This window comes from Roseateles sp. GW823-FHT07B05 (assembly GCF_058794515.1).
This window is the reverse complement of the sequence record NZ_JBXAGX010000001.1, coordinates 10,801-35,477: the sequence shown is the minus strand read 5'-3', so window position 1 is coordinate 35,477 and position 24,677 is coordinate 10,801. Positions and strand designations below refer to the sequence as shown.

21 protein-coding genes are annotated in these 24,677 nt (G+C 66.7%); 5 read left to right on the top strand and 16 right to left on the bottom strand.

All coding sequences use genetic code 11. The features are described 5' to 3' along the window. Positions 1-82 precede the first annotated feature (82 nt). The 16 genes from ftsA to AC1Q7O_RS00080 form a co-directional block, all read right to left on the bottom strand. Positions 83-1,312 carry a cell division protein FtsA gene (ftsA, locus tag AC1Q7O_RS00155; protein ID WP_394512934.1) on the bottom strand — a complete coding sequence of 410 codons (1,230 nt, stop codon included), beginning with the start codon at positions 1,310-1,312 and terminating at the stop codon, positions 83-85. Between the two features lie 8 nt (positions 1,313-1,320). Further along, entirely contained in the window at positions 1,321-2,151 is an 831-nt protein-coding gene (locus tag AC1Q7O_RS00150; protein WP_492660288.1) for a cell division protein FtsQ/DivIB, read from the bottom strand. After that, positions 2,148-3,119 carry a D-alanine--D-alanine ligase gene (locus AC1Q7O_RS00145; protein ID WP_492660289.1) on the bottom strand — a complete coding sequence of 324 codons (972 nt, stop codon included), beginning with the start codon at positions 3,117-3,119 and terminating at the stop codon, positions 2,148-2,150. The genes AC1Q7O_RS00150 and AC1Q7O_RS00145 overlap by 4 nt, the downstream gene beginning before the upstream one ends. Next, positions 3,116-4,504, bottom strand: a complete 1,389-nt coding sequence (murC, locus tag AC1Q7O_RS00140; protein ID WP_492660290.1) for a UDP-N-acetylmuramate--L-alanine ligase — start codon at positions 4,502-4,504, stop codon at positions 3,116-3,118. The genes AC1Q7O_RS00145 and murC overlap by 4 nt, the downstream gene beginning before the upstream one ends. Continuing rightward, on the bottom strand, positions 4,501-5,577 hold the full coding sequence (murG, locus tag AC1Q7O_RS00135; protein ID WP_492660291.1) for an undecaprenyldiphospho-muramoylpentapeptide beta-N-acetylglucosaminyltransferase: 1,077 nt from the start codon (positions 5,575-5,577) through the stop codon (positions 4,501-4,503). Before murG ends, murC begins: the two co-directional genes overlap by 4 nt. Then, positions 5,574-6,833 (bottom strand): putative lipid II flippase FtsW, encoded by a 1,260-nt coding sequence (ftsW, locus tag AC1Q7O_RS00130; RefSeq protein ID WP_492660292.1) that lies wholly within the window; start codon positions 6,831-6,833, stop codon positions 5,574-5,576. Before ftsW ends, murG begins: the two co-directional genes overlap by 4 nt. Positions 6,834-6,906: 73 nt before the next feature. Next, the gene (murD, locus tag AC1Q7O_RS00125) at positions 6,907-8,610 is read right to left on the bottom strand and encodes a UDP-N-acetylmuramoyl-L-alanine--D-glutamate ligase (protein WP_492660293.1); all 1,704 of its coding nucleotides are present in this window, start codon (positions 8,608-8,610) and stop codon (positions 6,907-6,909) included. 6 nt (positions 8,611-8,616) lie between these two features. Beyond that, positions 8,617-9,795, bottom strand: coding sequence for a phospho-N-acetylmuramoyl-pentapeptide-transferase (gene mraY, locus AC1Q7O_RS00120; protein WP_492660294.1), 1,179 nt, complete (start codon positions 9,793-9,795; stop codon positions 8,617-8,619). After that, complete coding sequence (locus AC1Q7O_RS00115) at positions 9,785-11,170, bottom strand: UDP-N-acetylmuramoyl-tripeptide--D-alanyl-D-alanine ligase (RefSeq protein WP_492660295.1); 1,386 nt, start codon at positions 11,168-11,170, stop codon at positions 9,785-9,787. The genes mraY and AC1Q7O_RS00115 overlap by 11 nt, the downstream gene beginning before the upstream one ends. Continuing rightward, positions 11,167-12,633, bottom strand: a complete 1,467-nt coding sequence (locus AC1Q7O_RS00110) for a UDP-N-acetylmuramoyl-L-alanyl-D-glutamate--2,6-diaminopimelate ligase (protein ID WP_492660296.1) — start codon at positions 12,631-12,633, stop codon at positions 11,167-11,169. The genes AC1Q7O_RS00115 and AC1Q7O_RS00110 overlap by 4 nt, the downstream gene beginning before the upstream one ends. Then, a complete protein-coding gene (locus tag AC1Q7O_RS00105; RefSeq protein ID WP_492660297.1) occupies positions 12,633-14,420 on the bottom strand; it encodes a peptidoglycan D,D-transpeptidase FtsI family protein in 1,788 nt (595 codons plus the stop codon). The genes AC1Q7O_RS00110 and AC1Q7O_RS00105 overlap by 1 nt, the downstream gene beginning before the upstream one ends. After that, positions 14,417-14,680 carry a cell division protein FtsL gene (gene ftsL / locus AC1Q7O_RS00100; RefSeq protein WP_492660298.1) on the bottom strand — a complete coding sequence of 88 codons (264 nt, stop codon included), beginning with the start codon at positions 14,678-14,680 and terminating at the stop codon, positions 14,417-14,419. Before ftsL ends, AC1Q7O_RS00105 begins: the two co-directional genes overlap by 4 nt. Positions 14,681-14,684: 4 nt before the next feature. Then, the gene (gene rsmH / locus AC1Q7O_RS00095; protein ID WP_492660299.1) at positions 14,685-15,638 is read right to left on the bottom strand and encodes a 16S rRNA (cytosine(1402)-N(4))-methyltransferase RsmH; all 954 of its coding nucleotides are present in this window, start codon (positions 15,636-15,638) and stop codon (positions 14,685-14,687) included. Then, positions 15,638-16,069 carry a division/cell wall cluster transcriptional repressor MraZ gene (gene mraZ, locus AC1Q7O_RS00090; protein WP_492660320.1) on the bottom strand — a complete coding sequence of 144 codons (432 nt, stop codon included), beginning with the start codon at positions 16,067-16,069 and terminating at the stop codon, positions 15,638-15,640. Before mraZ ends, rsmH begins: the two co-directional genes overlap by 1 nt. 353 nt (positions 16,070-16,422) lie before the next feature. Beyond that, complete coding sequence (locus AC1Q7O_RS00085) at positions 16,423-17,016, bottom strand: hypothetical protein (protein WP_492660300.1); 594 nt, start codon at positions 17,014-17,016, stop codon at positions 16,423-16,425. A gap of 209 nt (positions 17,017-17,225) precedes the next feature. Beyond that, positions 17,226-17,543 (bottom strand): DUF6471 domain-containing protein, encoded by a 318-nt coding sequence (locus tag AC1Q7O_RS00080; RefSeq protein WP_492660301.1) that lies wholly within the window; start codon positions 17,541-17,543, stop codon positions 17,226-17,228. A gap of 520 nt (positions 17,544-18,063) precedes the next feature. On the opposite strand from AC1Q7O_RS00080, the gene AC1Q7O_RS00075 reads away from it, so the two are divergent. The 5 genes from AC1Q7O_RS00075 to AC1Q7O_RS00055 are packed head-to-tail and all read left to right on the top strand — an operon-like array spanning position 18,064 to position 24,667. Continuing rightward, positions 18,064-18,918, top strand: a complete 855-nt coding sequence (locus AC1Q7O_RS00075) for a TnsA endonuclease N-terminal domain-containing protein (protein ID WP_492660302.1) — start codon at positions 18,064-18,066, stop codon at positions 18,916-18,918. Continuing rightward, the gene (locus AC1Q7O_RS00070) at positions 18,915-21,209 is read left to right on the top strand and encodes a TnsB C-terminal domain-containing protein (RefSeq protein WP_492660303.1); all 2,295 of its coding nucleotides are present in this window, start codon (positions 18,915-18,917) and stop codon (positions 21,207-21,209) included. The genes AC1Q7O_RS00075 and AC1Q7O_RS00070 overlap by 4 nt, the downstream gene beginning before the upstream one ends. A gap of 13 nt (positions 21,210-21,222) precedes the next feature. Further along, on the top strand, positions 21,223-22,851 hold the full coding sequence (locus AC1Q7O_RS00065; protein WP_492660304.1) for an ATP-binding protein: 1,629 nt from the start codon (positions 21,223-21,225) through the stop codon (positions 22,849-22,851). After that, positions 22,848-23,825 carry a TniQ family protein gene (locus tag AC1Q7O_RS00060; RefSeq protein WP_492660305.1) on the top strand — a complete coding sequence of 326 codons (978 nt, stop codon included), beginning with the start codon at positions 22,848-22,850 and terminating at the stop codon, positions 23,823-23,825. The genes AC1Q7O_RS00065 and AC1Q7O_RS00060 overlap by 4 nt, the downstream gene beginning before the upstream one ends. Continuing rightward, on the top strand, positions 23,822-24,667 hold the full coding sequence (locus tag AC1Q7O_RS00055; protein ID WP_492660306.1) for a hypothetical protein: 846 nt from the start codon (positions 23,822-23,824) through the stop codon (positions 24,665-24,667). The genes AC1Q7O_RS00060 and AC1Q7O_RS00055 overlap by 4 nt, the downstream gene beginning before the upstream one ends. Positions 24,668-24,677: the final 10 nt, after the last annotated feature.

Sequence of the window (24,677 nt, the reverse complement as noted above, 5' to 3'; positions counted from 1 at the left end):
ACTGGTGCAATTGTGCCGCGGCACAGAATGAATGACTAGTTGCTGAAACAACTTTTTCGTGGCAGACCGTGGTTTTGGGGGGTCAAAAATTCCCCATGAACCAATCCTTGATGCGGCCGAGCAGGGTTTGCACGGAGCCCGCCTGCTGTGCCGCCTTGAAACCTCGGCTGCGCGACAGCCGCGCTTCCTCCAACAATCCCATGACGGTGGCGGAACGGGGGTTGGCAACCATGTCGTACAGCGCGCCGGAATAAGTCGGCAGGCCGCGGCGGACAGGTTTCAGAAAAATATCCTCGGCCAGTTCCACCATGCCGGGCATGACCGCCGATCCGCCGGTCAGCACAATCCCCGAGGACAGCAATTCCTCATACCCGCTCTCGCGGATGACCTGGTGCACGAGGGAAAAGATTTCCTCGACGCGCGGCTCGATGACGCCGGCCAGCGCCTGCTTGGACAGCATGCGGGGGCTGCGGTCACCCAGACCGGGCACTTCCACCTGGTCGGACGGGTCGGCCAGCAGCTGCTTGGCGACGCCATATTCGACCTTGATTTCCTCGGCATCCTTGGTCGGCGTGCGCAGCGCCATCGCGATATCGGACGTGATCAGGTCACCGGCGATCGGGATGACGGCGGTATGGCGGATGGAGCCGCCGGTGAATATCGCGACATCCGTCGTGCCGGCGCCGATATCCACCAGCGCCACCCCCAGGTCGCGCTCGTCGGCAGTCAGCGCGGCGTGGCTCGAGGCGCTCGGGTTCAAAACCAGCTGGTCGACCTCCAAACCGCAGCGCCGCACGCACTTGACGATGTTTTCGGCAGCACTTTGGGCGCCGGTCACGATATGGACCTTGACCTCCAGCCGGCCGCCGCTCATGCCGATGGGTTCCTTGACCTCGTGGCCGTCGATGACGAATTCCTGCGGCTCGACCAGCAGCAGCCGCTGGTCGTTGGGAATATTGATGGCCTTGGCGGTTTCGACGACGCGGGTCACATCGACCGGCGTGACCTCCTTGTCGCGCACGATGACCATGCCGGTGGAGTTCTGGCCGCGGATATGGCTGCCGGTGATCCCCGTATAAACCCGGGAGATTTTGCAATCGGCCATCATTTCGGCCTCTTTGAGGGCCTGTTGGATGGACTGCACGGTCGCGTCGATATTGACGACGACGCCGCGCTTCAAGCCATGCGAGGGCGCCACGCCCAGGCCGGCAATCCGCAATTCACCGCCCGGCAAAACCTCGGCCACCACGGCCATGATCTTGGCGGTCCCGATATCCAGCCCGACGACCAAATCCTTGTATTCCTTGGCCATGTCCGTCCTCAACGTTTTCTATTTACGGGTTTACCCGGAGTTTGTGTCGTCGTCACGCCGCGCAGCCTGACCGCGTAGCCGTCGGCGTGGCGCAGGTCGGCGGTCAGCAGCGGGCTGCGGTAGGTCGCCGTGACCTGCGAGATGGAGTTGGCGAAGCGGCCGAAGCGGTCGACGACGTCGGATTCGCCGCCGCGGCCCAGCTCGATGACGGCGCCGCTGCCCAGCGTCGCGCGCCAGGAGCCGCGGCCGGACAGGTCGAGGCGCTCGATGCCCTCGCCCAGCTTCTCGGCCGCCGGCGACAGCGCCCGCCACATCTGCAGCATGGCGCCAGCGGCATGGGCCGGGCCGGCCAGCACGGGCAGGTTCTCGTCCTCGACGTCGCCGAGGTTGGCCTGGAAGACTTCGCCGAAGCTGTTGACCAGCGCCCGTTCGGCGGTGGCCTCGGTCGCCGCATCGGCGCCGTCGGTGCGTGCCTCCCAGTAGGCGGCGGCGCGGTGCTCTTCCAGGTTGACCTTGAGCCGCATCGGCCACACGCGCTGCAGCTGCGCGTGGCGCACCCACGGCACGGACTCGAAGGCGGCCCGGCCGTCCTTCAGGTTCATGCTGAGGAAGGAGCCGTGCAGCCGCGGCAGCGCGTTGGCGCGCAGCGACGCGACGCTGTTGCGGCTGACGTCGCCCTCCACCTGGATGGCGCGCACGTTGAACGCCGGCAGCCGCACCACCCAGCGCACCAACCCCCAGGCCACCGTCGCCAGCAACGCAACGACGAGCAGCGCCGACACCGCATTCATCAGGCGGACGTCGGGCGGCATCGCGGCGGTGGCGACAGCGGAGTTCACTTCTTGTCCAGCCTCGCTTGCGACAGCAGCCACAGGCACAGCTGCGGGTAGTCGATGCCGACGGCCTGCGCCGCCTTGGGCACCAGCGAGTGCGACGTCATGCCCGGGCTGGTGTTCATCTCCAGCAGGAAGGGCTTCATGTCGGCCTTGCGCAGCATCAGATCGGCGCGACCCCAGCCGCGGCAGCCCAGCAGGCGGTAGGCCTTCAGCACCAGTTGCTGGATCTCGGCTTCGAGCGCGGCCGGCAGCGTGCCGAACAGGTACTTGGTGTCGTTGGACACGTACTTGTTCTCGTAGCTGTAGTCGCCGCCCTCGGCGCGGATCTCGACCACCGGCAGCGCCACGGCCGACTCGCCCTGGCCCAGCACGGCGCAGGTGACTTCGGGGCCCTCGATGCACTGCTCGAACAGCAGCTCGTCGTCGAAGCCCAGCGCCAGCTCGACGGCGCCCTGCATGTCGGAGTAGCCCATGGCCTTGGTGATGCCGATGCTGCTGCCCTCGTGCGGCGGCTTGACGATGACGGGCAGGCCCAGCTCGTCGGGGATCTGGCGGATGCGCTCGCGCGTCAGTTCGGCGCGGGCCAGTGCCAGGTATTGCGGCGTCGGCAGCCCCTCGGTGCCCCAGACGCGCTTGGTCATCGTCTTGTCCATCGCGACGCCGGAGGCCGTCACGCCGGAGCCGGTGTAGGGGATACCCAGCCATTCCAGCGCGCCCTGCAGCGTGCCGTCTTCGCCGCCGCGGCCGTGCAGCGCGATGAAGGCGCGCTCGAAGCCTTCGTCCTTCAGCGCCTGCAGCGGGCGCTCAGCGGGGTCGAAGACGTGGGCGTTCACGCCGGCGGAGCGCAGCGCGGCCAGCACGCCGTTGCCGCTCATCAACGACACGGGCCGCTCGGCGCTCGTGCCGCCGAACAGCACGGCCACCTTGCCCAGGGCCTTGGCATCGATGTTCAGGTCGATGGGAGCGCTCATGCGGCACCTCCTTGGAAATGGGCGGCCACCAGCCGCGGCAACGCGCTCATCGAGCCGGCGCCCATGCCGATGACGACATCGCCGTCGCGCGTCAGCGCGGCCAGCGCGGCGGGCATGTCGGCCACTGTCGCGACGAAATGCGGCGTGCCCACGGCCTGCGCGAGCGCGGTGCCGGTGGCGCCTTCGATCGGCGCCTCGCCGGCCGAATACACCTCGGTCAGCAGCACGACGTCGGCGCCCTGCATGACGCGGACGAAGTCGGCGAAGCAGTCGCGCGTGCGCGTGTAGCGGTGCGGCTGGAACGCCAGCACGAGACGCTGGCCCGGGTAGGCGCCACGCGCGGCGGCCAGCACGGCGGCCATCTCGACCGGGTGATGGCCGTAGTCGTCGATCAGCGTGAAGCGGCCACCGTCGGCGGCCGGCCACTCGCCATGCTTCTCGAAGCGGCGGCCCACGCCGGAGAAACCGGCCAGCGCCTTCTGGATGGCCTCGTCCGGGCAGCCCAGCTCCATCGCGATGGCGATGGCGGCCAGCGCGTTGCGCACGTTGTGCTCGCCGGCCAGGTTCAGCAGCACGTCCAGGTCGGCGGCGTCCTCGCGCTGGCAGGTGAAGCGCATCTGCGCGCCGGCCAGCGCCTGCACGTTGACGGCCCGCACGCTGGCGCCTTCGTTCAGGCCGTAGCTGACGACCGGCCGCTCGATGCGCCCCAGGATGGCCCGCACGCCGGCATCGTCGGCGCAGACCACGGCCGCGCCGTAGAACGGCATGCGGTGCAGGAACTCGATGAAGGCCGCATGCAGCTTCTCGACCGAGTGGCCGTAGGTGTCCATGTGGTCTTCGTCGATGTTCGTGACGACCGACAGCACCGGGCTGAGCTTCAGGAAGGAGGCGTCGCTCTCGTCCGCCTCGACGACGATGAACTCGCCGCGACCGAGGCGCGAGTTCGCGCCGGCGGCATTGAGCTTGCCGCCGATGACGAAGGTCGGGTCCAGCCCGGCTTCGACGAGGATGGCCGTGACCAGCGAGGTCGTCGTCGTCTTGCCGTGCGTGCCGGCGATGGCGATGCCGCGGCGCAGCCGCATCAGCTCGGCCAGCATGACCGCGCGCGGCACGACGGGCGTGTGGCGCGCACGGGCAGCGACCACCTCGGGGTTGTCCGCCGCCACCGCTGTGCTCGTGACCAGCGCCTGCGCATCGCCGATGTGCGGCGCCGCGTGGCCGATCTCGACACGCAAGCCCAGCGAGCGCAGCCGCTCGGTCGTCGCGCTCTCGGCCGCGTCCGACCCGCTGACCGTGAAGCCCAGGTTGTGCAGGATCTCGGCGATGCCGCTCATGCCGGCGCCGCCGATGCCCACGAAATGCAGTCGTTGAACCGCGTGCTTCACTTCAACATTCCTTCGATCTCATCGGCCACGCGCGCCGCGGCGCGGGGCCGGGCCAGCGAGCGGGCCTTCTCACCCATGGCCAGCAGTGCGCCGCGGTCCAGCCCGGCGAGCAGTTCATGCAGCGTCTCGGGCGTCAGCGCCGTCTGCGGCAGGTGGATGGCCGCGCCGTGCTGCGTCATGAAGATGGCGTTGTCGCGCTGGTGCGATGTGGTGCTGACCACCAGCGGCACCAGCACCGCTGCGCAGCCGGCGGCGCACAACTCGCTGACGGTGATGGCGCCGGCGCGGCAGACGACGACATCTGCCCAGGCCAGCGCCGCGGCCATGTCGTCGATGAACGGCCGCACTTCGGCCGACAGGCCGGCGTCGCTGTAGGCCTGCCAGACGGCGCCGAGGTGATCCTGCCCCGCCTGGTGCAGCACCTGCGGGCGCTGCTCGGCAGGCCACAGCGCCAGCGCTTTCGGCAGCGCCTGGTTCAGCGCGCGGGCGCCGAGCGAGCCGCCCAGCACCAGCAGCCGCAGCGGCCCGACGCGATCGGCCATGCGCTCGGCCGGCGACGGCAGCGCCTCGATCTCGGCGCGCACCGGGTTGCCGCTGACGATGGCCCCCCGCGTGGACGCGGCGGCCGCGCCGTCGAAGCCGAACGCGATGCACCGCGCGAACGGCTTCAGCGCGAAGTTGCTCTTCAGCATGGCCGCGTCGGCGTTCACGAGCATCAGCGGCCGGCCGGTCAGCGCGGCCGACAGGCCAGCCGGCACGCAGACGTAGCCGCCCATGCCCAGCACAGCCGTCGCGCGGCGCCTGTCATAGACGCGGCGCGCGGCGCCCAGCGACTTGAAGAAGCCGACGATGCCGCGCAGCGTGTGCTTCAGGCCCTTGCCGCGCAGGCCGGCGAACGGCAGCACATCCAGCTCGATGCCACGCGCCGGCACGAGCCGGTTCTCCATGCCGTGCGGCGTGCCTATCCACGACACGGTCCAGCCGCGGCGCTGCATTTCTTCGGCGACGGCCAAGCCGGGAATGACGTGGCCGCCCGTACCGGCGGCCATGACCACGAGATGGCGATCCGTCACGAGCGCCCTCCCCTCATCATCTGGCGGTTCTCAAGATCGATCCGCAAGACAACGGCCAGCGCGACGCAGTTCATCAGGATGGCCGAGCCACCGAAGCTCATCAGCGGCAGCGTCAGCCCCTTGGTCGGCAGCGCGCCGAGGTTCACGCCCATGTTGATGAAGGCCTGGCCGCCCATCCAGATGCCGATGCCCTGCGCGTACAGGCCGGCGAACACGCGGTCCAGCGCGATGGCCTGGCGGCCGATGAGGAAGCAGCGGCGCGTGAGCCAGAAGAAGGCCAGGATGACGATGGCAACGCCGGCGAAGCCCAGCTCCTCACCGATGACGGCGAGCAGGAAGTCGGTGTGCGCCTCGGGCAGGTAGTGCAGCTTCTCGACACTGCCGCCCAGCCCCTGGCCGAACCATTCACCGCGCCCGAAGGCGATCAGGCTGTGCGTCAGCTGGTAGGCCTTGCCCTGGGCGTACTTCTCGTCCCAGGGGTTCAGGTAGGCAAAGATGCGCTCGCGCCGGAATTCGCTGAACGTGATCATCAGCACGAACGCGCCCAGCAGCACCGCGACGATCAGGAAGAACATGCGGCCGTTGACGCCGCCCAGGAACAGGATGCCCATCGCAATGGCAGCGATGACCATGAAGGCGCCCATGTCCGGCTCGGCCAGCAGCAGCAGGCCGACGAAGGCCAGCGAGATCGCCATCGGCGTGACGGCGCGGAAGAAGTTCTCCCGCGCGTCCATCTTGCGCATCATGTAGTTGGCCGCGTACAGCGCGATGCCGAACTTGGCCAGCTCGCTGGGCTGGAAGTTCATGACGCCCAGCGGAATCCAGCGCCGCGCGCCGTAGACGACCTTGCCGATGCCCGGCACCAGCACGCCCACCAGCAGCACCAGCGCGACGACGAACACCCACGGCGCGTAACGCTCCCACAGCGCGACGGGGATCTGCACCGTGACGAGGCCGGCGACCAGCCCGAAGCCGATGGCCACGAGGTGCCGCGTCAGGAAATGCGTCGGCATGTACTTGGCGAAGCGCGGGTTGTCCGGCATCGCGATGGATGCGGAATAGACCATCAGCAGGCCCAGCGCCATCAGCGCCAGCACCACCCAGACCAGCGTGATGTCGAAGCCCTGCAGCTGCGTGGGCCGGCCGGCGGACGTGGCCACCCAGTCGCGCACGGGCACCGGGCCGGCGGACTCGGCGTCGCTGCGCTTCCACAGCGACTGCAGCTTGGCGGTGAAGCCGTTGAGCACCGCGTTCATTGATGCCCCCTTCGCGCTGCGCGCTGTCCCGCCAAGCGGGAGCAAGCTTGCTTGGGGCGGCCCGGCGCTGCGCTCATAGCGTCACCCCGCGGTCGTCGGCCAACTGCTGCACCGTCGCGACGAAGACCTCGGCGCGGTGGGCGTAGTTCCTGAACATGTCCAGACTCGCGCACGCCGGCGACAGCAGCACGCTGTCGCCAGGCTGGGCCTGCGCCAGGCACCACGCGGTGGCGGCTTCGAGCGTGTCATGGCGCTGCAGGGGCACGCCGGTGCTGGCCAGCGCGGCCTCGATCTGTGGTGCGTCACGGCCGATCAGCGCGACGGCGCGCGCGTGGCGCTGCACGCCGGCGGCCAGCGGGGAGAAGTCCTGCCCCTTGCCGTCGCCGCCGAGGATGAGCACCAGCTTGGCCGGCGCGCGGTCCGCGCCCAGGCCGGAGATGGCGGCCACGGTGGCGCCGACGTTGGTGCCCTTGCTGTCGTCATAGAACTCGACGCCCTCGATGCCGCCCACCGGCTCCACGCGGTGCGGCTCGCCGCGGTACTCGCGCAGGCCGTGCAGCATGGGCGCCAGCTCGCAGCCGGCAGCCGTCGCGAGCGCCAGTGCCGCCAGCGCGTTGGCGGCGTTGTGGCGGCCGCGCACGCGCAGCGCGTCGGCGGGCATCAGGCGCTGGATCGACAGCGGCTCGTCTTCGTCGCCTTTTTTGCGCTTGATCGTCGGGTCCAGCTCGCGGGCGCGCACCAGCCAGGCCAGGCCGCCCTCTTCCGTCAGGCCGAAGTCGCCCGGCGCCGTCGGCGGGTTCAGGCCGAAGCGCACGACGCGGCGCGACACCGTGCGGCCGGGCTTGCCGCGCGTGCCCTTCACGAACACCGGCTGCGGCACCAGGACTTCGACTTCGGCGTCGTCGCGGTTGGACACGATGACCGTCGGGCTGTCCATGCCACGGCCGAAGATGCGCGCCTTGGCGCGGCCGTAGGCCGTCATGTCACCGTGCCAGTCGAGGTGGTCCTGCGTCAGGTTCAGGAGGGCACCCGCGGTGGGCTCGAAGCCCGTCACGCCGTCGAGCTGGAAGCTGGACAGCTCCAGCACCCAGACCTCGGGCAGCGTCTCGAACACCGGGCCGCGCGGGGGCGGTGGAGCTATGGGTAGCGGCGTGTCCTCGTCGGGCAGCACGGCGGCAGCGGCTTCTTCGGCGGCGGCCGCTTCCTCGGCAGGCACGTCCTCGATCTCGGCCGCGATCACCTCGTCGGGCGTCAGCACGGGCGCCGGATCGGGCTCCTTCGCCAAGGCCTCGGTCAACGTGTCCATCAACGTCGGGCCGATGTTGCCGGCGATGGCCACGCGCCGGCCCGCGCATTCGACGAGCAGGCCGGTCATGCAGGTCGTCGTCGTCTTGCCGTTGGTGCCGGTGATGGCCAGCACGGCCGGCGCGTAGCGGTGCTGCGCCTTCAACGCAGCGAGTGCGTCGGCGAACAGGTCTAGCTCGCCGCGCACGGCCGGGCCGTGTTCATAGACCGCCTTCAGACGCGCGTCCAGCGGCGACAGGCCGGGGCTCTTCAGCACCGCGTTGAAGCCGGCGGCGATCTCGGCCGTCAATTCACCGGTGATGAACGTGGCCGCCTCACCCAGCGCGCCGAGCTGCGGCGGCTGCGCGCGCGAGTCCCACACGGTGACCTGCGCACCGAAGCGCGCGCACCAGCGGGCCATCGCGAGACCGGAGTCTCCGAGGCCCAGCACGAGCACGCGCTGTTCGTTCAGTGGCGGCAGGTCCAGCTTCATGTCGGCTTACCGCAGCTTCAGGCTGGCCAGGCCCACGAGGCACAGCAGCATCGTGATGATCCAGAAGCGGATGACGACCTGGGTCTCGTTCCAGCCGCTCTTCTCGAAGTGGTGGTGCAGCGGCGCCATCTTGAAGATGCGCCGGCCCTCGCCGAAGCGCTTCTTCGTGAACTTGAACCAGCTGACCTGCAGCATCACGCTCAGCACTTCGGCCACGAAGATGCCGCCCATGATGCCCAGCACGATCTCCTGGCGCGTGATGACGGCCAGCGTGCCCAGCCCGCCGCCCAGCGCCAGCGCGCCGACGTCGCCCATGAACACCTGCGCCGGGTGCGCGTTGAACCACAGGAAGGCCAGGCCCGCGCCGGACATCGCGGCGCAGAAGATCAGCAGCTCGCCGGCGCCCGGGATGTAGGGCAGCAGCAGGTACTTGGCGAACACCGACGAGCCGGTCAGGTAGGCGAACAGGCCCAGCGCCGAGCCCACCAGCACCACCGGCATGATGGCCAGGCCGTCCAGCCCGTCGGTGAAGTTCACCGCGTTGCTGGTGCCGACGATGACGAAGTAGCTCAGCGCGACGAAGCCCCACACGCCCAGCGGCATGCTGACGGTCTTGAAGAACGGGATCAGCAGGTCGGCCTTGGGCGGCAGCTCGGTCGAGAAGCCGCTGGACACCCAGCGGAAGAACAGCTGCACGACACCGAGGAAGCTCGTCTCCGACACGCTGAACGCCAGGTACAGCGCGGCGAACAGGCCGATCAGGCTCTGCCAGAAGAACTTCTCGCGGCTGCGCATGCCCTCGGGGTTCTTGTCGACGACCTTGCGCCAGTCGTCCACCCAGCCCACGGCGCCGAAGCCCATCGTGACGAGCATGACGACCCAGACGAAGCGGTTGCTCCAGTCGAACCACAGCAGCGTCGACACGCCGATGCCGATCAGGATCAGCACGCCGCCCATCGTCGGCGTGCCGCTCTTGGCCAGGTGGGCCTGCACGCCGTAGGCGCGCACCGGCTGGCCGATCTTCATCGCCGTGAGGCTGCGGATGACCCAGGGCCCGAAGGCCAGGCCGATCAGCAGCGCCGTCATGGCGGCCATCACGGCGCGGAAGGTGATGTAGTTGAAGACGCGCAGGAAGCCCAGGTCGGGGTACAGGCCCTGCAGCCACTGGGCCAGGCTAAGCAGCATGGGTGTCTCCCGTTTGAGTCTGAAGTGCGGAGACCACTTGTTCCATCTTCATGAAGCGCGAGCCCTTGACCAGGGTCTGGGCCGCGCTTGGTTGTTCCGTGAGGGCCGCGATCAGCGCGGCCGTGTTGTCGAAGGCGCGCGCGTTCGGGCCATAGGCCGCGGCCGCGTCGCGGGCGGCCGCACCGGCCGTCCAGAAATGGGCAATGCCGCGCTCGGCCGCGTAGGCGCCGACCTCGCGGTGGAAGGCCGGGCCGTCGTTGCCGACCTCGCCCATGTCGCCCAGCACCAGCCAGCTGTCGCCCGGCAGCGCGGCCAGCACGTCGATGGCAGCACGCACGCTGTCGGGGTTGGCGTTGTAGCTGTCGTCGATGAGCGTGCGGCCGCGCGCATCGCGCTTGAGCTCGCTGCGGCCCTTGACGGCGCGGAAGGCTTCCAGGCCTTGCGCGATGGCTGCCAGCGGTGCGCCGGCAGCCAGACCGCACGCGGCCGCCGCCAGCGCGTTGCGCACGTTGTGCTCGCCGGCCATCTGCAGCGCCACCGGCGCGGTGCCGGCGGGGGTGTGCAGCTCCAGCGCCCAGTGCGTGCCCTGCCACTCGGCGCTGCCGGTGACATCGGCCTCGCCGCGCAGCGCGAAGGTCAGGTGCGGGCGCGCGCCGGCCATCTCGAACCAGATCGGCGCACAGGCGTCCTCGGCGGGGAACACGGCGCAGCCGCTGGGGCCCAGCGCCTCCAGCACCGCGCCGTTCTCGCGCGCGACGGCCTCGACGGTGGCCATGAACTCCTGGTGCTCGCGCTGCGCGTTGTTGACGAGCGCCGCCGTCGGCGCCGTCATCGCGGCCAGCGGCGCGATCTCGCCGGGGTGGTTCATGCCCAGCTCGACGACGGCGGCGCGGTGGCTGCGCTCGTCGTCATGGCGCAGCCGCATCAGCGTCAGCGGCACGCCGATGTCGTTGTTGTAGTTGCCCTGCGTGGCCAGCGCGTCATCGCCCACCCAGGCGCGCAGGATGCTGGCGACCATCTGCGTCGTCGTCGTCTTGCCGTTGGACCCGGTGACGGCGATGACGGGGATCTGGTGCTGGCGGCGCCAGGCGGCGGCCAGCTGGCCCAGCGCGACTTTCGCGTCGGGTACCAGCAGGCCCGGCAGGCCCGCCTCGGCAAGGCCGCGCTCGGCCAGCGCGGCGACGGCGCCGGAGGCCCTGGCCTGCGCGAGGAAGTCGTTCGCATCGAAGCGCTCGCCGCGCAGCGCGACGAACAGGTCGCCGGGCTGCAGCGTGCGCGTGTCGCTGTGCACGCGGGCGAAGGCGGTCGCGCCATCGCCCACCAGCGTGGAGCCGGGCAGCAGTACTTGCGCCTCGAGCAGCGAGAGAAAGCTCACAGCCCCGCCCTTTCCAGCAGCGCCGCGCGCGCCTCGGCCACGTCGGAGAACGGCCGGCGCACGCCGTGCACCTCCTGGTAGTCCTCATGGCCCTTGCCGGCGATGAGCACGATGTCGCGCGCGCCGGCCTCGGTGATGGCCGCGCGGATGGCTTCTTCGCGGGCCTCGATGACGGTGGCCGCCGGCGCGCCGGCCGTGATGTCGGCCAGGATCTGCGCCGGCACCTCGGTGCGCGGGTTGTCGGTCGTGACGACGACGCGGCCCGACAGCCGCGCCGCGATGGCGCCCATTTGTGGGCGCTTGCCCCGGTCGCGGTCGCCGCCGCAGCCGAACACGCAGACCAGCTCGCCGCCACGCGCCTGGGCCAGTCCCTGCAGCGCAGACAGCGCCTTGTCCAGCGCATCGGGCGTGTGCGCGTAGTCGACGACGACCTGCGGCAGCTCGCGGCCATTGCCCACGCGCTGCATGCGGCCCGGCACCGGCGTCACGCGCGACAGCGCACGGGCCACGTCGGCCAGCGTGTGGCCCTGCGCGCGCAGCGCACCAGCCACGCCCAGCAGGTTGGCGGCGTTGTAGTCGCCGATGAGGCCGGTCTGCACGGCGATGGCCTCGGCACCCTCGTGCAGCGTGAAGGCAAGGCCGTCACCGGTGTAGTGCAGGCCGCGGGCGGTCAGCCGCGCGTCCAGGCGCTCGACGCCGGTGGTCCACACGTCCAGCGCCGACAGCTCGGCGGCGAGCGAATCACCCTTGGCGTCGTCCAGGTTGACGACGGCGGCGCGCAGGCCCGGGAAGCCGAACAGCGCGCGCTTGGCCACCCAGTAGGCGTCCATGTCGCCGTGGTAGTCCAGGTGGTCCTGCGTGAAGTTGGTGAACACGGCCACGCGCACGGCGGTGCCGGCCAGGCGCTTCTCGACGATGCCGATGGAGCTGGCCTCGATGGCGCAGGCGGCGAAGTCGTCCTGGCGCATGCGCGCGAACGCGGCCTGCAGCAGCACGGGGTCGGGCGTGGTCAGGCCGTTGTAGTCCAGCTTGGGCGGCTCGCCGATGCCCAGCGTGCCGACGACGCCGCAGCGCTTGCCCAGTTGGGCCGAGGCCTGCGCGATCCACCAGGCCGACGAGGTCTTGCCATTGGTGCCGGTGACGGCGATGACGTCCAGCGCGTCGGTGGGCTTGCCGAAGAACGCGGCGGCGATGTCGCCGGTGCGCGACTTCAGGCCGGGCAGCGACGCGACACGGGCATCCACGAACCCGAAACGGTCGACATCGGCTTCTTCGACGAGGCAGGTGGACGCGCCGGCCGCCAGCGCCGCGGCGACGTACTCGCGGCCGTCACGCGCGTAGCCGGGCCAGGCGATGAAGGCGTCGCCGGGCATGACCTGACGGCTGTCGGTGCGCAGCGTGCCGGTGCACCATTCGGCGAGCCAGCGCGCGGCGGCGTCAGAAGATTTGAGGCGGGTCAGCATCAGAAACTTTCCTCGACGGCCACGGCCTTCTGGTTGGCGACGATCTGGCTCTTCACGTCCAGGTCGGGTTGCACGCCCAGCAGGCGCAGCGTCTGCGCCGTGACCTGGCTGAACACGGGCCCGGCGACCTTGCCACCGTAATAGACGCCGGCGGTCGGCTCATCCACCATGACGGCGACGACGATGCGCGGCTTGCTGATGGGTGCGATGCCGACGAACCACGAGCGGTACTTGTGGCTGGCGTAGCCGCGGCCTTCCTGCTTGTGGGCCGTGCCGCTCTTGCCGCCGATGCTGTAGCCGGGCACCTGCGCGTCGGGCGCGGTGCCGCCGGGGCCGGCGGCGGCCTGCAGCATCAGGCGCAGGTCATGAGCCACCTTGGGGCTGAACACGCGGATGCCGGCCACCGGGTGGTCGTGCGGCTGGCGCAGCATGCTGACGGGGATGATCTCGCCGTCGCGCGCGAACACCGTGTAGGCGCGCGCCAGCTGGAACAGCGACGCCGACAGGCCGTAGCCGTAGCTCATCGTCGCCTGCTCGATGGGGCGCCAGGTCTTGTACGGCCGCAGCTTGCCGCTGATGGCGCCGGGGAAGCTGATCTGCGGCCGCTGACCCAGGCCGATGGCCGTGAACATCTCGTGCATCTCGCGCGGCTGCATCTGCATCGCAAGCTTGGTGGCGCCGATGTTGCTGGAGAACTTGATGACCTCACTGACCGGGATCACGCCGTGCGCATGCGTGTCGGTGATGACGGCGCCCTGGAACGCGTACCGGCCGTTGCCGGTATCCACGAGCGTGTCGGGCGTCGTGCGGCCCGTCTCCATCGACAGGCCGGCGATGAAGGGCTTCATCGTCGAGCCGGGCTCGAAGACGTCGGTCAGCGCGCGGTTGCGCAGTTGCTCGCCGGACAGGTTCTGGCGGTTGCCCGGGTCGTAGCTCGGGAAGTTGGCCAGCGCCAGCACCTCGCCGGTCTGCGCATCCAGCACGACGACGGAGCCGGCCTTGGCCTTGTTGGCAGCCACCGCGTCGCGGATGCGCTGGTAGGCGAAGAACTGCACCTTGGAGTCGACGGACAGGTCCACGTCGCGGCCGTTCGCCGCGGGCACAATGTCGCCGATGTCTTCCACGACGCGACCCAGCCGGTCGCGCACGACGGAGCGGGAGCCATCGCGCCCCTGCAGCTCCTTCTGGAACGCCAGCTCGATGCCCTCCTGGCCGCGGTCCTCCACATTGGTGAAGCCCACCACGTGCGCGGCCGCCTCGCCCTCGGGGTACTTGCGGCGGTACTCGCGGTCCTGGAACACGCCCTTGATCCCGATGGCCTTCACGCTCGCCGCGGTCTCGTCATCGGCCAGGCGCTTGAGCCAGACGAAGCGCGACTCGGGGTTGAGCTTGGCCTCCAGCTCCTTGGGCGACAGGCCCAGCGCCTTGGCCAGTGCGCGGCGCTTGTCGGCATCCGCGTCCACTTCCTTCGGGATGGCCCAGATCGACGGCACGGCCACGCTGGCGGCCAGCGTCTGGCCGCTGCGGTCGTTGATGCGGCCGCGGCTGGCCGGCAGCTCCAGCGTGTGCGCATAGCGCGCCTCACCCTGCTTCTGGAAGAACTCGGTGTGCAGCACCTGCACGTAGATGGCGCGCCCCAGCAGGCCGGCGAAGGCCAGCCCGACGAGCGCGACGAGGAAGCGCGAGCGCCACGGCGGCGTCTTGGACGCCAGCAGCGGGCTGGTGGAATAGTTCACCGCGCGGCCCGAGCCGAGCGCGCGGGCACCGGACTTGTTGCCTTTGCTCACGGCGCCACCCCCGACGCCACGACGGCCGGCGAGATCAGCCGCATGCCCAGCCGCTCGCGCGCCACCTGCTCCACGCGCAGGTTGGTGGCCTGCGCATGGCGCTCAGCCTTCAGCCGCTCGGCATCGGCGGCCAGACGCTGGCCCTCGGCCTTGATGCGGTCGCGCTCGGCGAACAGGCGGCGCGACTCGTAGGCGTTGTGCACAAGCACGATGCCGCTGGCCAGCACGGCCAGGATCAGCGCGAAGTTGAGCTTGGCCACGCGATCAGCTCTTCAGCGGTGCATCGGTGCGCTCGGCCACGCGCAGCACGGCGGAGCGCGAGCGCGGGTTGGCACGCACCTCGGTCTCGCTCGGCTTCACGCGGCCCAGCGCATTCAGGATCAGCGGCGCAGGCTCGGCGAACGGCGCGCGGCGGTCGAACACATGCTTGCTGTACTCGGCGATGAACTGCTTCACCCGGCGGTCTTCCAGCGAGTGGAAGCTGATGACGGAGAGCCGCCCGCCCGGCGCCAACAACCGCAGCGCGGCCTTCAGCCCTTGATCAAGCTGCTCCAGTTCGCCGTTGACATGAATCCGAAGAGCTTGAAAGGTGCGCGTGGCCGGGTCCTGGCCGGGCTCGCGGGTCTTGACCGTGCGAGCCACGAGTTCGCGCAGTTCGTCGGTGCGCGTGAGCGGCGCACCGGCTTCTCGGCGAGCAACAACCGCCTTTGCAATCTGGCCAGCAAACCGTTCTTCGCCATAGTCCCGAATCACCTGTGCGATGGCGCGCTCGTCGGCGCGCGCGAGGAAGTCCGCCGCGCTCTCGCCGCGCGTGGTGTCCATGCGCATGTCCAGCGGCCCGTCGAAGCGGAAGCTGAAGCCCCGCTCCGGGTTGTCGATCTGCGGGCTGGACACACCCAGGTCCAGCAGCACGCCGTCCACCTGATGCACGCCGATGGCCGCCAGTTCCTCGGCCATGTCGGCAAAGCCGGCGTGGACGATGGAGAAACGCGGGTCGGTGATGGCGGCGGCCGCGGCGATCGCCTCCGGGTCGCGGTCGATGCCGATCAGGCGGCCTTCGGGTGCCAGCTTCGCCAGCAGCGCGCGCGAGTGGCCGCCGCGGCCGAAGGTGCCATCCACGTAGACGCCGTCCAGGCGCGCCAGCACGCCGTCCACCGCCTCGTCCAGCAGCACGGTCGTGTGGCGGAACGGGGCGCTCTCGTTCACGTCGGTGGCCATCAGAAGCTGAAGTCCTTGAGCGCGTCCGGCATCGGCCCGGCCAGCACCTCGGCCTCCTGGGCGACGTGGGCCTTCTTGTCCCAGATCTCGAAGTGGCTGCCCATGCCCAGCAGCACCACTTCCTTGTCCAGTCCGGCGCTCTCGCGCAGTTCGGGCGAGATCAGCACGCGCGCCGCCGAGTCGATCTCGACATCCATCGCATTGCCCAGGAACACGCGCTTCCAGCCGGCGGCCGACATCGGCAGGCCCGCCACCTTGTCGCGGAAGGTCTCCCACGTCGGGCGCGGGAACAGCATCAGGCAGCCGTCCGGGTGCTTGGTGACGGTCAGTCGCCCCTGGCAGAGCGCCTGCAGCAACTCACGGTGTCGCGCAGGAACGCCCAGGCGCCCCTTGGCGTCCAACGCCAAGTTTGAAGCTCCCTGAAAGACGATTTCCGACACTTTTCACCACGAAACGACACTTCTCCCCACTTTAAGCCCTGGGCACACCAGGGTCAAGAATGCGCACAAGTTTTTTCAATGAAATCAAGCACTTAGAGCAGGCTGTCAAAAAAACCAGTGTGTGCAAAAAATATCGTTCATAAATAAGGACTTGCCGAGATATTGAGAAGTGCCGCTTTAGGTTCCACGCGTTGCACGCCGCGTTTGTACGCATCCCTAATGGCTCTGTCAGAGCAAGTCGGAAAGTTGGCAGCGAAGTCGGAAACTGCTGTCAACGAGAGTCGGAAACTAGGCTGCTCCAACTACGTCTGCATGGACTTCAGCAAGGTCTACGAGCCGGCTTGTCAGACACCCAGCGCTCGATCCACGTAGTCGCACAAGCGGTCGGCAAGTGCCTGCTCGTGATCTTCAAATTCCAGCTTGTTTCTTTCGATCGCGACTAGATCAACGACCAGCTTCCTCGCCTCGTAACCCGACATGCTTTGGATCGCCGCCCGACACTTCGTCGCCAGATCACGCGAACTCGGCGCGCTCGCGCTTGATGCGCCAATCCTTGCTTTGACCACCTGCTGAAACCATTGCCTCCGCACCTTCAGGTCGCCAGGGCTGTTCCCGCGGCCAACATGCAGATACAGCGACTGGTAGTGGCCAAGCTGTGCCTCCAGCCACAGGATGTGTTCCTTCAATCGCCTCACGCGGTCAGCGTCCAACGTCAAGGCGGCGCCAAGGCGTTGTTCAAGCGCAGCCTCAATGACCACCGAATCGACCAAAGCCGGCAGCTCGGCCTCAGAAGCCAACAGCCGCTGGTTCCTCAACGCATTGCGTGCGGCCTCGCTGAGGTAGACCACAACCGGCGTACGACTGGGCTGGCCGGACACTTCGCCATTTGCGTTCCGCATCCGGGCATCAAAGCGCTGCTTGCGCTCTTTCGCAGTCAACTTCGCCTCGCCTATCAGCGGACGTCCCCGTTTCGCCATACGCCGGCCGCTCTTCGAGTGAATAGAGTTCTAGGAACTTTATTCGAATCGAAAACGATCCGGAAGATTCACTTCTGACACAGGCGCGCCAAACGGCGCTGCCTCGTTCAAGAGGAGGATTGAATGTCAGAAATGCTGTCCGCCGTTAACGCTCCCACAGACCGCGGGAGCTACTCACCAGCGCCGATGGGCGTGCCTGCGACGCCATCTCGAAGCGGAGCAACGTCAAGGCTGCGCGCACCCATCGCCCGGCTCGCACGCAGCATAAAGGCAAAGGTGAACCGTCCGCGGTTGACCTTGTTGATCAAGGTCTGAGCCGATTCGGTCTCAGCGTCACCCAGCTCATTCAGCGCGGTAGCCAACTGTTTGAAGCTGAATCCGCGCCGCGCCATCTCGGCCTTCAAGATCCGACGGGCTTCGTCCGCGAACTCCTCGGCGTCCTTGCCGGTATGTCGCTGACTCTTAGACGCAACGCCAGGCCTGCTCATTGACCGACGCTCGCGAGCAACCTGTCACGGCCTCGCAAATAAATCTCATTCGATTTATTTACCACGATTTCGATTTGTTCAAGACTTAGAGCTTTTTTCAGCAACCGCAGGAGGACATCACACCAGCCGGCGGCCAATTCGGCTGCCGCAACAGAGCACCAATTCCCCACGCCAGGTCTTCGCATCCGGAAAAAGCGAAGGGCTTGGAAGGCGTCCTACCGACTTCCAAGCCCCTTTTGCCGCCCTACCTACGTGCAACCCACAAGGTATGCGGCAAGTCTAAAGCACCCACCCGTACGAGCAAAGCGCGTCGGGTGGGAAGGACCAACACGTCCTTCGAATTCGTACCGCTTTAGATCGCACCGCGGTGGCAGGCCTGGATCTTTTTTCTTCAGGAGATCCATGACCAATTCAATGCATCAGCCGGCATCGCCCCCCGGCGTTCGACATAACTGCCCCTTCGCAGCCCGCCCCTCTCTCGCCGGCCACGCCATCTCTGCAACCCTCGCGGAGGTTTCGCATGCATGAGTACGAGCAGGGAGACGCCAAGCGTCAAGAGCGCATCGACGAAGGCCGCGGCACCGGCACAGGTGCGGACTACCTCTCCTGGATCGCCTTCCGGGACTTCCGCTCGAAGGGTGACGAATCGCGCAAGAGCGAGGGCAGACATGGGCGAGAGATTCTGACGCTGTCCCAGATCGAAGCACGCACGTTCTTCATGCTGGACGTCAACCCCGACGTGATCGAGATCTACGACCAGTACCCCCTGGACCGAGAAGAGACACGCAGCATTGCCAGAGACCTCGGCATCGAGCATCCGAAATGCCCGCGCTCCGGTGCGGACCTCGACATGACATCGGATTTCCTCGCCGAGGTGCGCACGGACACGGGAATCGTGCAGTTCCCGTTTCAGTGCAAGAGCAGCACTGACGTAAGCAACTTCCGGATTGCCGAGAAGATGGAGATCGAACGGCGCTACTGGCAAGCGCATGACAAAAAGCTGCGAGTCGTTACGGAGTCGCCCGCCTGCATCCCAGACGCATTCTTCAAGAACGCGAGGCGACTCCAACAGCACCGCTTCCTTCACAAGGCCGTCGTCAACGATGTCACTCTGACCTACGAGCACCGCAAGGCGCTGATTCTTGTCGCCGTGCGCGCGGCCACCGCCAGCGAGACATTGAACGAACTCGCCGGGCGTCTGGCGCAGCAGACATCGCATTCGATCGACCAGTTCACGCAGGTGATCTCCAACCTCATCTATCGCGGTGATCTCGTCTGCAACATGCACGCCGTCGACCTGCTCTCGCAGAACGTTCTGGCGGTATCACAGGCGACACAGGCGCGCGTTGATCGACTCGCGAGGCGAGCGTCGTGAGTTATCAGCGCCGCGACATCCTCGCGTCCGCCGACGGCAGCGTGCACTGGCGCGTGATCCTCAAGCGGGCGACACATACGTACCTCTTTCCGCTCGACGACCCGAAGGCATTCCCGGAGGCACGGTTCACTGTCGATCTTCAGCAACAGATCAAGGCAGGCGATGTCCTGGTCCATTCGCCGAACTTCAATCAGCCTTCCGGCGCATTGACGACCAATCAGTCTCGGCACGCCAAGGAGAAATACGCGAACTTCCTGCCCATTCTGCGCTTCAGAGAACGCCCCAAGCTGCTCAGCCAGGCCGGCAGAGCTGCGGCCTACAAGGAACTCAAGAAGACCTACACCACGCTCACTCAGAAGACCTTCCTCAAGGCCCTTCGAGAGTTCTGGTCTGGTGGCGAGACCGAGGATGCCTTCCGGACCCAATGGTCAAACTGTGGCGGCAAGCCGATCGACCTCAGCCAACTGGACAACGAAGACCTGACCGCAGCCAAGAAGCATGTGGTTGCGTTGGCTATCGCCGCATCCAAGCGGGTGCTTGAGCCGCTGGAGGTACTGCCGGACTGCACGATCGACGGCCGCCCACGCCAGCGCAACGCGCCGGCTCGGCCGACGGCGTTCCGCGTCGATCGCAAGACGCTGCGCGTGTTCAAGCACTACTACGACTGGAAGCTCAAGGAACGAAAGCCGTCGCTCGCCGCTGCGCGGCTCAAGATGATCACGGAGGTTTTCGTCATGCCTGCTGCGAACGGCGGGAAACAACGGATTCCTGAGCGTGCCCTGCCCGAGCTGCATGTCTTTCAGGTCTGGTTCTACAAGCTGTACGACTACGAAACCCGGCGCCGAAGCGCAGTCGGGGACATCGAGTTCAACCAGAACGAACGACCCGTCACTGGCGACGAACGCTCGACTGCGGGGGCCGGCGGCGAACTAGGCTCTGGCGACGCAACCATCTGGAACGCCGGGATCAGGAGTCGTCTGCCCGGCCGCTACGCCATCGGTTGCCCCGTGGTCTTTCGCATCCGCTGCGTTCGCACCGGCATGCTTCTCGGAATCGCCATCTCATTAGAGGCCGCATCTTGGAACCTCGCGGCAGCCGCCATCGCCAACTGCCTTGAGGACAAGGTGGCGTTCTGCAAGAGATACGGCATCGACATCGCACCAGAGGAGTGGCCGATCAAGGGGCTGCCGGGCGAACTCAAGTTCGACCGAGGCGAGACGTACAACTTCAAGGCGTCCGCCTTCGAGCGTGCAACGGATGTGGCCGTCACGAACCTGCGAGGACAGGCGCCTGACGGTAAAGGCGGTTCCGAATCGGACTTCCGCACCCTTCAAGTCCGGCTGACTGGCTTCACGCCTGGCCACCTCACCAGCACATGGGCCAAGGCCCAGAACTCCGAGTGGAAGCTCAAGGGCGATCACGATCTGGACCAGTTCATGCAAAAGCTCTTGCGCCACGAACTGGACCGGATGAAGAAGCCGCGCGCTGACATGGAGCTGCCCGCTCAGATGGTGGCCAATGGGGGAACGACATCACCGCTGGACTTCTGGAACTACTCCATCGCCCATGAAGGCGGCGGTCTGTCCAGCTTTGAGCTGGACGAGGTCAAGCTGAGCCTCATGAGCGAGGGGGCGGCAATGCAGACCGAAGGCGGCATCACCTTCCGCGGCTGCATCTACCTCAGCGACGAACTGAACCGCCTCTATCCGTACTCGAAGGCCAGACGCCTTGGCCGCAAAGACCTGCAGATCAAGTTCGACGAGCGCCTCGTCGATCAGATCTACGTCGTCGCCCTCGGTGAAGACGAGTTTGAGCGTCCGGTCATCTGCGGGCTGAACCACAAGCTTGAGCATCAGTCCAGCTACTTCGGCAAATGCTTCAAGGAGATCGACCTCAAGCGCCGGGGTCAAGCGGTCAACACCGCCAAAGCAAAGCCGAGCACCCACGCGTCGGCAATGGACACCCACGACGCAGACATGCAGAACAACTCCGAAGCGAAGGCGGACACCGCGCAGGCGCCTGCGCAAGGCTCCAAGGCATCGCAACTGAGAGCCATGAAGGGTCACCGCCAGCAAGACTCGTTCGCCCATGCCCCTAAAGACGCATTCGTGCTCTCGGGCGGAACTGCAACGCCTGCGTCGCAGGCGACGCCCGCGGCACCGCCCGCATCACCTCCATCGGCCACCAAGTCTGCCGCATCGGCGACGCCACCGATCCCAGCGGTGCTTCTGACGTCCCCAGACGAAGAAGACGACTTCCTTGAATTCGCATCCTCAACCACAACGGACTGAAACGAGAAACTCCATGAAGACAATCACCATCAACAAGTACTTCAGCGCCGAGAACTCGGACTACGAGGGCAACCCCCTCATCACCTGGATCGGCCCATTGCGCAAGGAGCACATCCGCGACCTGCTGACGCCACCAGTGCAATGCACAGACGCCGATCGTGCAAAGCCGGCCCACCTTCGGCAGGAGTACCTCCAGCGCATCTTCGAATTCTTCTTTCCGACGCCTGAGCAAGTCACCCACGCCAAGAACCTGTGGGATGCCATCTGCGCGGCATACGTTCGCGAAGACCCGCGCCATTCCGATGCGCAGTCGGATTTCGAAGCGATGTGCAGGCGCATCGAGCTCGGGCAGTTCGGTGGTGGCGGGCGTACGTTCGGCGACCGCCCGCAGCTAATCACCGTCATCGGCACGCCCGGCTGCGGCAAAACTTCAGTCCCCGTGCGACTGCTACGCAAACTGAGCAGGGACCTAGCGTTCTATCACCCACACCACGGTTTCATACAGCGTCTGTACGTGATCGGATCGGCCCCCACCGTGAAGACCGAGAAGTCACTGGCGTGGATGATCTACTCGAAGCTCTATGAAGCATTGGTCAATGCGGGCGGAACCCGCAAGGCGTTCACGACCACCAGCGCCAACGCCAGTATGCTGGCCGTGGAGTGCGCGACGCTGGCGCGCATGCTCAAGCTTGGCATCTTGATCATCGACGAGATTCAGCACTGGATGCACAAGAAGGCGGGCATCGACAACCATGCTGTCGAGTTCCTGACCACACTCTCCAACGAGATCAAGTGCCCAATCTTGCTGTTGGGCACCTGGCGCGCGATTCCAATCCTCGAGGACACGCTGTTCTGCGGCCGTCGCGCGACCGTTCAAGGTTCTGGTGAAGCCCGCCGCATCAGGCCAGGCAAAGTGTGGACCGGCTTCATGCGCAGGCTGTTCCGTTTGCAGTTCACTCAGAACGTGGTGCCCTGTGATGATGAACTGATCAGCACGTTCTACGAGGAGACTCAAGGCATCCCGGACCTGGCAGTGAAGCTCATGGTCTTCACGCAGGCAGCGGCGATTGCCAGCGAAACGGAGACGATCACCCGACCGCTGGTGCAAGCCTGCGCCGCTCAGTTCCTCAAATACGTTTGCCCGGCCCTGGAACTCATGCGCAACGGCGCAATGGAGGACGATCTGATGATCTGGGATGCCGAGCCCGTCAATGCGGAGGCCTACACCCAGCGTGTCTTGGCCGAGTTCGCGATGCACGAGAAAGGCAAGAAAGCGGCCAAACGGGTGATGGACGACGCCGGTCGAGCCGCCGCAGCTGCAGTCGCTGCCAACGTGATGACCGCCATGGGGATCGCTTCGCCGGAACAAGCACAGGCAGTCGCCGGCCACGCGGCCAAGGAAGCGGCCAATCCGACCGCTCCTGAAATCGTTAAGGCAGCCCTCGGCACCGCCATGCGCAAGGGCCCGCGTCCGACCAAAGACACAAAGAAGATGGCTCAGGTGGACGTCGCCATGGCTGCTCTCGAACCGTCCGACATTCGACGCATTGTTCATCAGGCAACTCGAGCCGGTGCGGACCATGACGCGGCGCTACGCGACGCCGGCCACATGTTCAACGTTGCCGAGTTGGAGGCCGCATGACGGTATCGCCTCTTGACCGGCTCCCAGCGCCCTACCCGGGAGAACTCTGGTACAGCCTGGTAGCACGGGATATCCGCAACCGCGGCCAGTCGCAGCGACTCTTTCGTGCCCGCCAAGTCCTTGGACCGCCGTCGTCCACGACCAGCATCGCCTTCCCCAACCGCATTAGCCGCTTGATCCAGTACACCAACCACCGCACACCGACCGACACGGTCGCGTTTGCGAACGCACACACGATGCTTCGGTATCACCTCGCCTTCGATCATCCTGAACGTCTGGAACAAGCCCTCGACGCTTCCCACGCAGAAAACTTGCCACTGCGTGAGGTCGTTTCACACCAGCGGTCTCCGTTCGACCCCGAGCGACTGCGGTTCTGCCGAACCTGCCTAGATGTGGACACGGAAGAGGTCGGTGAGTCGTACTGGCATGTCAACCATCAGATCCCATTCGTCATCAACTGCAGCCTGCACGGCGACCGCCTCTCAGACAGCCAGGTGCCCTACGCACCGAGCGCCGGAGCATTCTGGACGGCGCATCGCAGCCGATGCCTGCCAGGAAGACTTACTCAGCCGCCGCTGACGATGTCTCACGCGATGGGCCGCGCGGTAGCGAAGGTCAGCTTGAATGCTGCGACCTCGGAGCGCGGTCTCGCAGCCCACGGTGCCCTGCACATGACTGCAGACGACTTGGTGAGCCTGCTGCGATCGCATGGATTCGCGGGCCCCCATCGGACCGTCGCAGCGTCGAGACTGGACCTGCAAATGGAACGTTTTGCGGTCGGCACCGGCGTGAGGCTTTCTGACCTGGGCGGCAAACGGTGGTGGCGGGCCACCTACACCGCCGCGCGTCGCCGCCTTTGGCCCATTCAACACATCTTCATGCGGCTGTTCCTGCTGGAACAACTGTGGTCATCGCCGCATCGCAACCCGACCAACCGAGGCTGGGAGCATCGCCTGGTGGGAGACTGGGCATGACTCGCCTACATCGCCCTATTCACGAGCAGCTCACAAAAATCACGCCGCTGCGACACCAAATGCTCAATGAGCAGAAAAGTGCGGGAGAAGAACGCCTGGTCTGGGAACACGGCCTCATCGAGCGAGATGGAACGATTCTGGTGGATGTAGAGCTGACGTCTTCCGAGGGGACTCGCCGAGATGCATCGGCTATTGCCGCTCGAATTCCCTCCTCGTGGAGACTGCCTCAGTCGTTCGAACCTTACAAACTGGGGCCCGGGTGGCGTCGAATCTACGTGCGCGACTTGAAGGTCCCGTTGAGTGGCTTCTCTCCCTTCATTGCCGATAGCCGGCGACTACAGGGTCTCGAAATTCCTGAAGACCGCGGCGCGAATGACCTCGTCACAGCCCATGCCCAAGGCCACCAGATTGTGTGTGCGTCGCTCTCCCTGCTGCGAGCTATCGCGATACCCACTGAGCGCTTGGCCCATCGGTTGCTCAACCCCCTGAGCGTCGACTTTCTGCTGCGGTGGGCCGCGAACCCATTGAAAGAACTTGAACTCATCGGGACGCACCCCAACGCAGGGAGAGTTCCATTCACCGCTGGCGAAGCGGCGTGCATGGCGTTCTGGCTGAGCAACCGCAGGCTTGCGTCGCTGTGGCGCTCACTGAAGGGCCTAGGAGAGCCCGGATGGACGCTGTCGCTTCCTGATCGGCCCGAGGAGATAAATCTGATGTTCGACGCGTTCGCGAAAGACGAACTAGTCGTTATACAAAGGCTGCGCATCTGCTCCGCAACCTTCTGGCCAAGCGACTGGCAGCTCATCACGATCAAGAGTCAGAAGCTCGGTGCGTACCGGTGAGTCTACCGCA